Here is an 11,889-nt window from a genome sequence, read left to right as displayed (position 1 = left end):
AATAAATTAGAGTTCGATAGAACTCTTTACTTAGGAATCCCCCTCTTCTAAACGAAGTGAAAGTGGGGGTAGTTCAAGTTAGAGTTTAAGAGACAGATATTGTTAATAATCTATGGTGATATTGATTAAATCGAAGGAAGGTTTAGATATTGGATATGGAAGAATATAATTTAGTTAATCGAAATAATTATATTAAACCTAATTATAAAATAGATGATAAAGAAGTTTCTTTTGAGATTTATGTTAGCCCTGATAAAGAAGTGTGTATTTTAGGGAGATTGGATAACAATTATATTTGTTGGGCTTCGATTACTCATCTCGATGTAAGTGAATTGAATGTTGCTATTTTTGATTATATATTGAATCGTAAACCTGTTATGATTTCAAATGGCTATAACGTATTAGGATTTCGTTATGAAGAAGTAATAAAATGGCATAAATTCCTTATTTCCAAAACATTGTATAGGGATGGTAGATATCGTTACTACTCTCAAGCCAGTCTTTCTTATTTAGGAGATGACGAAAAATCTCTTTCTAAATATATGTCAGGGGAAATAAACAATTTTTATTATTCGGAGTTAGCAAAATGTAACTATCGTTTGATAGATAACAATTACATTAAAATATTGGAATGTTATAAAAATCTTTTAACACAAGAGGAAAATTATGAATATTATTATGAAATGAAACCTCTTATTTCCATATTAGAAAGTGAAGGTTATCTAAAATTATGTCCGAATAAGGAAATCAGAAATATATATTGGGATTGTATGAAGGAATGTTCTAACTTATATAACCGATATATGTCATTAGTTCGATAATTTATAATAAAGGGGTAGCACCACACATCCATCAACTTAAGAAAAATAAATGCCCCAGAACGAAAAAATTACTTCTCTAAGGCTAGTGATTTATAAGAATTTAGCTCATTATTTCGTTTTATGTAACTACGAATTTCTTACCTTGATGGCAATAGGAGATTTTATATTTTTCTTCTAATTTATTTATTAAAATTAGAATTTTTATTACTATAGAAACCTAATATAATAACAAATGGAGCTAATAGAATACTTAACCAGTGATTTAATTTATACGGTAAATTCATATCAAAAATAATGGTAGCAATCATAACAATTAGAGTTAATATAGCTAAAAGATAAGTAATTATGTTCATTAGTAATCATCCTTGTATATTAAAGTGATTATATAAAATCATTATTATTTACATTAATATGTTTTTTTATTGAAATTGATTAGTCCCCCTGCGAACAATACAATAAAACTAATCAATACAATTAATATACTTTTTGTAGAAATAAATAATAGCCCTGTTTCACTACCTGAAGGTAACATAGCTAAAAGGGGTTGACTCCATGGATAAATTGGACCAAATCGTTCAGACTGACTAATTATCATACCAGGTATCGTTAGACCAGCACATACTACCATTGGAGCAGCAAAGCTAGACCATATTGCGGAAAGCCACATTTGAAGTGCTATTAAAGGTAATGTTGTAAATATTCCACCTATTAAAGATTTGAATATATATGTTGTAGGAAAAGGTCCTGTTATCCCGCAAATAGAACCTACTATAATTATTTCTAAAAGGAATAAAAGTTGAGTAATAATTATAAAAAAAAGCACAAAAATAGCTTTAGTACAGTAAAGTTGATAACGTTTTATAGGCTGAACTAGTAATTGCTTCCACCCACCATGTAAATGATCGTGACGGCAGATAAAAGCAGTAAAAATTCCAGTTAATAATGGGAGAAAGATCATAGCGTGTATTATTGAAGCAAATGAATAAATAATTTCCAAATTATTTAAAGATGCTAATGTATCACTCACTTTTAGGTAAGTTAACATCCCTGTTAAAAGGGGACTAATAAATAATAGTAGCCAGATCTTTGTCTTTTTAATCTTATGGAATTCAGCCAAAGATAATCTTAAATTTAGCATTATTTATCCACATCCCTTCTTACAAAATCAAATGTTGCTATCAAAATTAGTAAAACCCCAACTGTAGCCCCTAACAGTGTAGTTGTATTTGATTTACTTGCAAGTAAGGGTAATTTCCATATAATCCAATCTGGCAAGGATTCTGAGAATAGTGCTAATACTGTACCTAAAACCCCCACTATTAATGTGATTCCTTGATTTTTATAAACAATGGATAACCATAATTGTAATGCTAAAACTGGTAAGGCAGAAAAGTAAGGGAAAAAACTAATTTTTATTACTTTTGACCATGGAATAGAATATCCAAAATCTAATCCTATACCTAAAAAAATACTCCCTATAAAGAGAATGGAGCAAGATATAAATAATAAAATAAAACTTAATATAAATTTAGCTATAAATATTTTTCTTTTTTCTATTGGTAGTATTAAAAGGTGTTTCCAAGAAGTAGAGCTGTGTTCTAAATGGGCTATTATAGAAGTAATAATTGTAATCCCTAGTAGTATAGCTGGAAGGGAAAGAGACTGAACATTTGAAAGTAGCCCTCCCCACAAATCATTTTTATATTTTTCTATCAAGTAATCGTATCTTAAACTGAAATTTATTGCTTGAAGTACAATAACACCTATTGGGGCTATCATTATTAAAAACCAAACCCACTTACGCTTTAATTTAAGAAATTCAGATGCTAAGAGGGATTTGTACATCGTTTTGTTCCTCCTTTACGATGTTTAGGAAAATATCTTCAAGTGAATTTTTTTCTTCTTCAATACGGAATACAGATATATCATTTGCTACTAAAGCTTTCACAATCTTAGCTATAGCTGTATTATCAGTATTAGATATAACAATTTTATCCTCCTCCATCACTGACGGTATACCACTAGCAAGAATGATTTTCCATGCTTCCTTAGGTTTATTAACTAAAATCTTAATTGAATTATGTGAATGTTGTCGTAAAACTTCAATTTTATCCTGGAAAATGAGCCGTCCCTTTGAAATAATCCCAACATATGTAGCCATCTGGTCTATTTCACTTAATAAATGACTTGATACTAGTATAGTAATGCCTCTTTCCTTAGCAAGGCTCTTTATTAATTCACGCATTTCATGTATCCCTTGGGGATCAAGTCCATTTGTCGGTTCATCTAAAATTAATAATCTAGGATCACCAAGTAATGCAATGGCAAGGCCAAGACGTTGTTTCATGCCTAAAGAGTATTCTTTAACTTTTTGGTGTGCTGCATTCTGCAGTCCGACAGTTTTTAAAACAGCATGTAGTTTTTCTTTTGGTATATTTCTTAAAAGTCTATAAACTTCTAAATTTTCAATTGCGTTGAGATGTGCATAATAAGAAGGATTTTCCACTAGTGCTCCAACAGCAGATAAAATAGATAAACGATTTTCATTTAAATCTTTACCGAAAATTGTAATATTGCCTTCAGTCGCTTTAATTAAGCCTAATAACATTCTAATGCTAGTTGTCTTTCCAGCACCATTGGGTCCTAAAAATCCATAAATTTCACCTTCAGGAATTTTTAGATTTACACCACTAACCACACTACTTTTTTTATATTTTTTAGTTAGATTATTTGTTTCAACAATATATTTCATATAAACACCACCTTATATTTATTATATTTCACGAAGGTTAAATTAGATTTCTAAAGAGGTTAAAAATCGTTTAATTTCTTTATATTTAAATATAAAGAAATCGTTATGTTGTAAACCAAAATTAAATTCCAATTAGAAGTTGAAAAAATGAGACATATTGTTTACCTAAATCATTAATTGCTCGAAAAATATCAATATTGAATTGAGAAAAAGACATTTTCAAATCCCTCCTTCTTCTTTCTCACTATAATAAAAAAAGAAAAAGGAAAACATCGAACTTTCTTACAAACATTCGTGCATTCTTACAGTTTTGTCATTTTGTAAATGTGTTCATCGCCTTGACTTTCGCTATTTTCTTTGGAAAACATGGTGAATTACGAGAAAGAGCGCTATAAGATCAACTTCAAAGAAGTAGTGCACTAAACCTCTTAATTAATGCAATTAGTGTGTGGAATACTGTTGGTTCTGGTGCAAATACTTAGGAAAGATATAAAGAGGCGAAAAGTTTCCTAGTGGAATCTAGTCTTAAGCAACAATTCCAAATAGTTGATGGATGAACTTCACTTGATTTTGGACAGACTTGTCCAGTAAAATAAGTTGCCCTTTTTTTACCATATGCATAGCTTCTATTCCAGAAATAATGGGTGTAGCTGTGCGAAAGGATTTCAATCCTAACATCGAACGAACTCGCTTTTTAATAAATCGATGATCTTGTTCCACTTGAATAAATTTCGCTTTTCCATACTGATCACGCACCTTTTGTAGAGTAATAGTATCAGTATGTCCAAGATTTAGAGATTAATTGCAATTATCTTGAAGTTTTTGCACCAGAACCATGTAAACAGACTACCTTTTGTTAGATAGCCTGTTTACATTTCTTTGTCTTACCCCTTAGAACCTTTACAGTGACTTACTTAGGTTTTACCACGTCTATCTTGTTTCCCTCAGCATCCATCATAACTAAGGAATCTGATTCGAAATACATAACATCATAGTCTACAGATTCTTTTATTTGACTAGGGTCTACTTTCTTACCGTCTTTTACAAACTCGGTTATTGTCATATTGACTTGTTGCTTTTCTACGTTATAAGACCATTTACCTTGCATATGGGTATTCTCATAAGGTGTGTTGTTTACATCATCGTATATAATGTATGTACCATCTTCCTTAAAGTCTAATCCTTTCGTAAACTTACCATCTTTTGAACTACCCCACTCACCTAGTAACTCTTTACCGCCTTGGGATATTCCTACACTTTTATTTTGCATATCATTAACCTTTGACTTCATCTTTTCTGAATAAGCTTCTTTAAGAGGTGTATACCCTTCTTTTAAGTAGTCATTACCTTTTGACATTAACTCTTTCATCTTCTTAGTCGATTCTTTTGTAACTGAATTACTTTTTCCAAGTTTGATTTGTGTTTCAAATGCTTCCTTATAACAGTCTACTGCTTTTAAAATCGTCTTATGCTGTTCTTCAAATTCTTTAGGTGGTTCTACTTTATCGAAATCAGCAAGTGCTTCATTTATTTCGTCTGCTTTTTTCAGTATTTCTTTGTTTAATTCCTTTATGTCGTTGCTTTTGTCCTTCGTTTTTGCAGACAATTCACCTAGTTCAGCTACTTTTGTCTCAAATGTATTATCTAATGCAAACATACGAGACAGATAGTCTGTTCCCTCTAGCTTATCCTTCTCTTCTGCTTTTACTTCTACTTTATCTTTTGCTTTAGTCTCTGCTTTATCTGTAGCACAACCTCCTAATAACATGATTGGAAGTGCTAACGTTACAAGTCTTTTTGCTTTCATACTTCATACCCCTATTAATGAGATTATTGTAATAATGCTTTACTGTATTCTTTGCCTATTCTCTCAGATGTCTCTACCCATAAGTTACCTGCTTCTGTTATAACATCTATAGCTTTATTTGAGTTTTTAGGGTCTGGTTTTTTAACATAGTCTATTTGATACTGAAAACCAGTACTGTACATCTGCATAGCTTTATCAACGTCTTTATGTACTTCTTCGAATTCTTTTGGTATTTTTAACTCTCTAGCTTGTACTGACAAGTCTATTGATTCTTCTGCTAGTTTTATATACTTATACTTACTATGTAATGGAAGGTCTTCCCCTACAAGTAGATTATCCATTTCCGTCACCTTATCCTCCATTTCTAAAGCTATGTCTGAAAGAGAATTAATGTATTCTTCTATTGAATAATTACCTACATCTACAGGTTTCACTTTATTCACCTTGTTTTCTTGTAGTGGTTTGCTTTCTGTCTTGATGTTTACTTTGTCAGGAGAACAACCACCAAACAATAATAGGAGTGGAACAGTGACACCTATTAGTTTCTTACTCTTCATTTCTCCTACCCCTTTAATTGAATGATTATTTACGTCTTTCCCCTGTTATTGTATTGCCTTTGTCGTCAGTCATTTTTAGAGAACCTGCTCGTAAGAACTCAAGTTTATACTCTACAAATGCATTTGTATTCTTTGCATCTATCTTCTTACCGTCTTTTACAAACTCAGTAGGTAACAGTGTGACTTGCTTCTTGTCTGCATCGAATAACCATGTTCCTGTCATATGATTGTCTTCATAAGACGTTTTACCTGTATCATCATAAGCGGTAAATGAATTATCTTCACGGAAGTCTAACCCTTTATGGAATTCGGAACCTTTATAACTACCCCATTCACCTAGTAACTCCTTACCGTCTTTTGATACTTGTACACTGTCATCATCAGAATTAGAAGTTGAAGGCTTATCGAACTGTACTCCTGTTTTCTTACCAATAGCGTTTGCTTGGTCTAATTGAGCGTCTTGAAGTGGTGCATAGCCTTTTTGCCAATACTCATTACCTTCTTTAATTAATTCCATTGACTTTTGAGACTTATTTCGGTCTTCATCTGTAACTTTTCCTTTGCCTTTTATAATTTCAACTTGTAATGCATAGGCTTTACTGTAACAATCTACAGCTTTTAAGATCTCTTTATGTGAGTCTTCAAACTCTTTTGGCGGTTCTATTTTCTTAAACTTAGCAATGATTTTCTGTAACTCAGACTCTTCTTTTATTATCTCTTTCTTTAAAACCTTTTCATCTTTGTCTTTATCCATTGCTATCTCAGTTATAACCGTGATTTGATTCACTAACTCAGAAGATAACTTTGTCATACGTAGTGGATACTTCTCTTTTGACAACTTCTCCTTTGTCTCTTCTTTAGACTCTACTTTCTCTTTCGGCTTTGCTTCTGTTTTATCAGTTCCACAACCTACTAACAACATGAACGGTACTGCTAACGCTACAAGTTTCTTTGCTTTCATACATCATACCCCTATTTGAATGAATTTTGATTATTAGTTTGTTTTACTTGCAATACTCTTTGTTGCTTCTTCGAATAGCTTTGCACCTTGATTTGATTTTATAATTGATTCTTTCAGTTTACTTTCACTCTCTTCCTCTACTGCTTCTGAAAGGAGTTGGAATGCATCATAATATAAGTCCATTGATTCTTTTATCTTGTCATGCTCTGCTTTCAGTTCAGTTGGTGGTTCAAGATACTTTATTTTTCTTACATATGCTTGTGACCCACCTGTTACAAGTTGTATTTCACTCTTCTTTAAGCTTACTGATTTAATGTCTGATTTTGCTGAGTCTTCAATCAATCGTAGTGTTTCGTCTATTTTATTTGCATTGTCTAAAATATCTTGCTTGTATTTGTCAACTTCTGAACCAGTTACCTTACTAGAAGAGTTGGAAGAACTAGTAGAGTTAGAAGTACTTGACTTACTTGACTTACTTGTCTCCTTATCTTCACCTTTCGCTACAGATAAGCTATCCTCTTTCTTGCTATCAGTTGACTTACTCTCTTTTTCTATCTTTTGCGTTTCTTCTTTCTTTGGTTCAGCTTTCTTATCATCAGTTTCAATTGTAATACAACCACTCAATAACATAACTGGTAACGCTAAACTTACTAATTTCTTTGCTTTCATGATTCCTAATACCCCTTTATTTATAAAATTTAGTGCAAACAAGTTAATATACTTAACTAAGAAACTTTCCCCGAATAATTTCTTAGAAACTACTATCCATAGATTACCTGTATATCCATAATCTTTCTGTATATCATTTTACAAAGAATTACAAATATGGTCAAAGGTATTTATGTAGTCTTTAAAGGTAAATTTATTAGATGAAAAGAAAAGATTTATTTTTAAACCTTTTCTAATACGATCAATTGTTCATTTTCTAACGAACAAATTACGGGTCTGGTGCAAAAAATTCAGGACAATTGCAATAAATCTACAAATCTTGGACATACTGATACTACTAATCTAAAGAAGGTGCGTGATTGGTATGGAAAAGGAAAATGTATTCAAATGGAAGCATTATCAGCCTGATATTATTTTGTTAACGGTAAGATGGTACCTACGGTACAACCTCAGTTTTCGTGATTTAGTAGAAATGATGGAGGAACGGGGCTTATCCATTTCTCATACAACGATTATGCGTTGGGTTCATCAGTACGATCCTGAATTGGACAAACGAATCCGACGTCATCTTAAACAAACAAATGACTCCTGGAGAGTCGATGAAACATATATCAAAGTAAAAGGTCAATGGATGTACCTGTATCGTGCTGTTGATTCGAAAGGAAATACAATTGATTTTTACCTAAGCAAAACAAGAGACCAGAAGGCTGCAAAGCGCTTTTTCAAGAAAGCTTTGCGGTCTATTCATGTTTCAAAGCCTCGTGTTATAACGGTCGACAAGAATCCAGCTTATCCTATAGCAATTGAACAGTTGAAAAAAGAAAAGCATACCTGGTGGTATGCGACTTAGACAACAAAAGTACTTGAATAACATAGTAGAACAAGATCATCGCTTTATAAAGAAGCGAATTCGTTCTATGCTAGGGTTCAAATGTTTTGACACAGCTACATCCATTCTTTCTGGAGTAGAAGCCATGCATATGATGAAAAAAGAACAGGTTGATTTACGGGACCAGTCTGTCCAAAGTCAGAAAGAGTTCATCCATCAATTATTTGGACTTGCAGCATAAGATACGATTCCATTAGGAATCTATGCACTTTATTATTTTTTATTCCACTTTTGCACCAGAACCCATTTTTATTCCTCCATTTCTTTCTTGCAGCCTTCAAGAAAATCAATAACTTCCTGAACATGCTCCCTTGTTGTCATACTTTCCATTACGTATCCTGCATCGTTATAAACATTAACCTTATTTCCTGTAAACTCCATTCCGCACATTCCGTCTGCACCTAATAGCTTTACTTTATCTTCCACTCTGCCAACCTCGCTTTCTATTAAAATGATTATTTTGTTTAGTTTAGTTTTCTTTCCAACTCTCACCCTTACGAAAATGAATATTCCATGCTTGTTGTCGTGTAAAACCTATATCTTGCAGCTCTTTTATATTTTGGGGCTCTTCAAATGTGCAAGGAACACTTATTTCTCTACTAAAATCAAAACCAGATTCAACTGTTTCATCAGAAGAAATATCGATTTCTTGAATACCACCCTGTATTTCCACACTTTCTCCTTCAGCTGTTTGTATAAAGTATTTAACACCTTCTAAATTCAGGCCCATATCCATTCCCCTTTTCTACAAAATGAAATTTTTATAATCATAATTAGATAAAAACAACATAAATTTTAATGAGACTGGGTATTTATTAGCGGTTAGGAGCGCCTTGGTCAAACGTTCCTTTTTTGTGTGTACAAAATAGCGTTTTTGTTAAAATTTCACTTCAATATACTTCATTTATTGTATATAATGATAATTGAAAACCAAAACTTTCATTTTAGAAAAGTCCTTACGTTTATGTGAGGGCTTTTTTACATTCAAATAATGATGTTATTTAAATTTTACAAAACCTATCTTTACCAAAATAGATTCAAAATTACCCATTTAGCATAATATAATCCTTTTAAACATTTTAAATTTATAATTAGTAATGGAGGCATTAAAATGGGAAGCATCCCAAAATTACCATCACAACAATCATCCCTAAAAAACCAAATTAATTCTAACAATCACCAACAAACGAATAAAAAACTAAGACGTCGTCTTTTACTAGCGCTAGCTTTTATGCTACCTATTGTTATTTCCGCCCAAATCTCCCTTTATAAGCAGGAGCAAATGATTAAGAAAAAACAAATTATACTTAATAATGAAAAACAAAAATTATCTTATTTAAAGAACGTTGGACACTATCTTGAAAATGATATTAAAACTTTAACAGAGAGTGAAGAAGGTATTTTACAGTTCGGAAGAAAGTTGTATGGGTTTTCCAAGGCTGATGAAACTATATTTCTAATAGCTAAATAGCTTTTCGATATATAAGCAATTATCATTAATCAATGAGCAATTTAATGATAATCGCTTATTATCAACATCCCATTAAATAACTATTTTGTTAAGATTTTAAATATCCAATTTCCTTTTTCGAATAATCTTTTTTATATCGCACATACTATCTCTAAGCCAATCTTTCCCCGGCTGCACTCTTTCAAAACGGAAAGCGCTCCTCCGTGCCGTGCAAGAACATGGCGGGCAACTTAATCAGTTGCCTGCTGTTTTTGTGTATAATCGTAAAAATTCTTGTGCAGTTGCGATAGGTAAGACTTTGAAGTTATCTCCACCTTTTCCCCCGCTTAACACTGTACGTGCGACTTTCATCGCATACAGCGCCCCATCTTATTCTGCTATACTAAAGCAACTAGATTACAAACAATGTTGTACTCACCAACGTATTAATTCCCCTTTCTTACGAAAAGTCCCATCATCTTACTCGATCCTGTGAGTTACATCTAGTTAATTTAGCTTGCAAAGAACAAGACTAGGAACTATCCCTCCACATTCGTTACATGTTTCGTCGGTACTGTGTCCCCACCTTCACAAGAATGAAACAATTTCGGTTCGTTAGAACCTTATATGCATCTGCCCCCTAGTAGGCGTTGGTGACAGTTTCTTGCTTACCACGTTCCGATTGACCTAGCTATACATATATCCTTAGGTGCTTGCTGTAAGCCTGTTATCTTTACATCATCATCGTTAGATGTTCCGAATTTCATATCCTTTAATCTTACTATTCGGTAGATAACATCGTCATTGACGACATACATATTTCTTATGTATTAATAATTTAGACCCGTATATTCGCAAGTTCGCCAGTCCGTTATTTTAGACATTCTCACCATAGATGTTTTGTAGCATCCCGACCTATCCATTACCATATGATTTCTCACTTAGGTTTTGTTCAGCCGACTTCACCTAGCTTCATACAATTTGTGACTACTATCACGCCTTGCATGTAGGAGTATTAGATAAGTAGTTTCAGCTCAACCTGACGGCTTTCATTCCTACTTTCAGTCAATCAGTTGTTGTTATCAAATTGATGACCCTCCCATTTCGTGTTTACACACTTATAAGGAAACGTGTCGCACAAAGGATTATTTTGTTAAAATTCTGGATAAAAATTAATATTATTCATAAAGGAGATCTACTGATGAAAATGATTTTTTTAGTTATTTTCATAACAATTTTCCTTTTAATAATTTTGTATTTTGTTGGTATGTCACTTTTTTGGAATCAACCCTAAATTAAAATAAGACTATTTAAAACATCCTTCGTTTAATTATCAATTATTCCGTCAATACTGTAGATAGGCTGTTAGCCAGAATTCATTTAACATAGTTTTCTCTGTATCTCCTTGCAGGGAGCAGTTAGCTTTTGCTAGCTGCTCTTATTTTCTGCAATTGGTTACATTTCCCTGATGTTTTTAACATAATATTACGTTACAATATAAAAGAATAAAATATATTGAGCTGTTATACCATTACCCTAGGAAACTAGGGTTTTTTTTTCTACAAAATGAAATTTTTATTAAGAGTTTATAATCTCTCTGATTTTTTTAATCTTATCTGCGTTAACGTCTCCTAAAGCTTTCATATCAATTACTACACTAGAATGTCGCGCTCCATTCAATAAATCTACGCAACATACATGTTGTTCTTTTTCATCACTGGCCTTTAATTGAATGCCTTGAAATGAGGCATCACATATATCCCTTAAATATGATTTCGTTTAAAATAGCTCATTCCAATTTTCATTCAAATACATTTAAAAAATATATGTTTTCAGTGAATCAGCACTAAATATCAAATTAAGAAGTACTTATACCTTAAACTATTCGTAGAATAACACGAGATGATTGAACTACCCCCACTTTCACTTCGTTTAGAAGAGGGGGATTCCTAAGTAAAGAGTTCTATCGAACTCTAATTTATT

12 protein-coding genes and 3 pseudogenes are annotated in these 11,889 nt (G+C 32.3%); 4 read left to right on the top strand and 11 right to left on the bottom strand.

All coding sequences use genetic code 11. The annotated features are described in order from the left end of the window. Window positions 1-149 precede the first annotated feature (149 nt). Window positions 150-821 (top strand): hypothetical protein, encoded by a 672-nt coding sequence (locus JDS80_RS29645; RefSeq protein WP_199640698.1) that lies wholly within the window; start codon window positions 150-152, stop codon window positions 819-821. Window positions 822-1,227: 406 nt separating this feature from the next. On the opposite strand, the gene JDS80_RS29640 is transcribed toward JDS80_RS29645, so the two are convergent. From JDS80_RS29640 to JDS80_RS29625, 4 genes and pseudogenes are all read right to left on the bottom strand, one after another. Continuing rightward, a complete protein-coding gene (locus JDS80_RS29640) occupies window positions 1,228-1,959 on the bottom strand; it encodes an ABC transporter permease (protein ID WP_199640697.1) in 732 nt (243 codons plus the stop codon). Continuing rightward, window positions 1,959-2,666 (bottom strand): ABC transporter permease, encoded by a 708-nt coding sequence (locus JDS80_RS29635; protein ID WP_063225639.1) that lies wholly within the window; start codon window positions 2,664-2,666, stop codon window positions 1,959-1,961. The genes JDS80_RS29640 and JDS80_RS29635 overlap by 1 nt, the downstream gene beginning before the upstream one ends. Then, window positions 2,641-3,573: an ABC transporter ATP-binding protein gene (locus JDS80_RS29630; RefSeq protein ID WP_199640696.1), complete on the bottom strand. Its 933-nt coding sequence runs from the start codon at window positions 3,571-3,573 to the stop codon at window positions 2,641-2,643. Before JDS80_RS29630 ends, JDS80_RS29635 begins: the two co-directional genes overlap by 26 nt. Window positions 3,574-3,727: 154 nt before the next feature. Next, window positions 3,728-3,790, bottom strand: a pseudogene (locus JDS80_RS29625) (undecaprenyl-diphosphatase); the annotation flags it as partial. A 118-nt stretch (window positions 3,791-3,908) separates the two neighbouring features. Here JDS80_RS29625 and JDS80_RS32195 point away from each other — a divergent pair. Continuing rightward, a pseudogene (locus tag JDS80_RS32195) lies at window positions 3,909-4,034 on the top strand (Tn3 family transposase); the annotation flags it as partial. Window positions 4,035-4,098: 64 nt separating this feature from the next. On the opposite strand, the pseudogene JDS80_RS29620 reads toward JDS80_RS32195, so the two are convergent. The 5 genes and pseudogenes from JDS80_RS29620 to JDS80_RS29600 all read right to left on the bottom strand — a co-directional run. Then, window positions 4,099-4,293 (bottom strand): annotated as a pseudogene (locus tag JDS80_RS29620) (DDE-type integrase/transposase/recombinase); the annotation flags it as partial. A 190-nt stretch (window positions 4,294-4,483) separates the two neighbouring features. After that, window positions 4,484-5,380 (bottom strand): DUF3994 domain-containing protein, encoded by an 897-nt coding sequence (locus JDS80_RS29615; RefSeq protein ID WP_199640695.1) that lies wholly within the window; start codon window positions 5,378-5,380, stop codon window positions 4,484-4,486. A 23-nt stretch (window positions 5,381-5,403) separates the two neighbouring features. Then, complete coding sequence (locus JDS80_RS29610) at window positions 5,404-5,937, bottom strand: hypothetical protein (RefSeq protein ID WP_199640694.1); 534 nt, start codon at window positions 5,935-5,937, stop codon at window positions 5,404-5,406. 25 nt (window positions 5,938-5,962) lie between these two features. Continuing rightward, complete coding sequence (locus JDS80_RS29605) at window positions 5,963-6,898, bottom strand: DUF7018 domain-containing (lipo)protein (RefSeq protein ID WP_199640693.1); 936 nt, start codon at window positions 6,896-6,898, stop codon at window positions 5,963-5,965. A gap of 33 nt (window positions 6,899-6,931) precedes the next feature. After that, complete coding sequence (locus JDS80_RS29600) at window positions 6,932-7,567, bottom strand: hypothetical protein (RefSeq protein ID WP_199640692.1); 636 nt, start codon at window positions 7,565-7,567, stop codon at window positions 6,932-6,934. Window positions 7,568-7,931: 364 nt separating this feature from the next. Between JDS80_RS29600 and JDS80_RS29595 the strand changes: the two genes are divergently transcribed. Then, window positions 7,932-8,637 (top strand): IS6 family transposase gene (locus JDS80_RS29595; protein WP_414645836.1). Its coding sequence is split into 2 segments (ribosomal slippage): window positions 7,932-8,398 and window positions 8,397-8,637, totalling 708 coding nucleotides; the frame shifts between segments, so codons are not numbered across the junction. A 68-nt stretch (window positions 8,638-8,705) separates the two neighbouring features. On the opposite strand, the gene JDS80_RS29590 is transcribed toward JDS80_RS29595, so the two are convergent. Next, window positions 8,706-8,882, bottom strand: a complete 177-nt coding sequence (locus JDS80_RS29590; RefSeq protein ID WP_002187114.1) for a hypothetical protein — start codon at window positions 8,880-8,882, stop codon at window positions 8,706-8,708. Window positions 8,883-8,925: 43 nt separating this feature from the next. After that, window positions 8,926-9,186 (bottom strand): hypothetical protein, encoded by a 261-nt coding sequence (locus tag JDS80_RS29585; RefSeq protein ID WP_002191413.1) that lies wholly within the window; start codon window positions 9,184-9,186, stop codon window positions 8,926-8,928. A 381-nt stretch (window positions 9,187-9,567) separates the two neighbouring features. Here JDS80_RS29585 and JDS80_RS29580 point away from each other — a divergent pair, with 381 nt between their 5' ends. Then, window positions 9,568-9,927 carry a hypothetical protein gene (locus tag JDS80_RS29580; RefSeq protein WP_002187112.1) on the top strand — a complete coding sequence of 120 codons (360 nt, stop codon included), beginning with the start codon at window positions 9,568-9,570 and terminating at the stop codon, window positions 9,925-9,927. Window positions 9,928-11,889: the final 1,962 nt, after the last annotated feature.

Origin of the sequence: Bacillus cereus group sp. N8 (genome assembly GCF_016483685.1) — a bacterium.
Classification (GTDB): domain Bacteria; phylum Bacillota; class Bacilli; order Bacillales; family Bacillaceae_G; genus Bacillus_A; species Bacillus_A proteolyticus.
The sequence above is the reverse complement of the archived record's forward strand: the minus strand, read 5'-3'. Positions and strand labels throughout refer to the sequence as shown.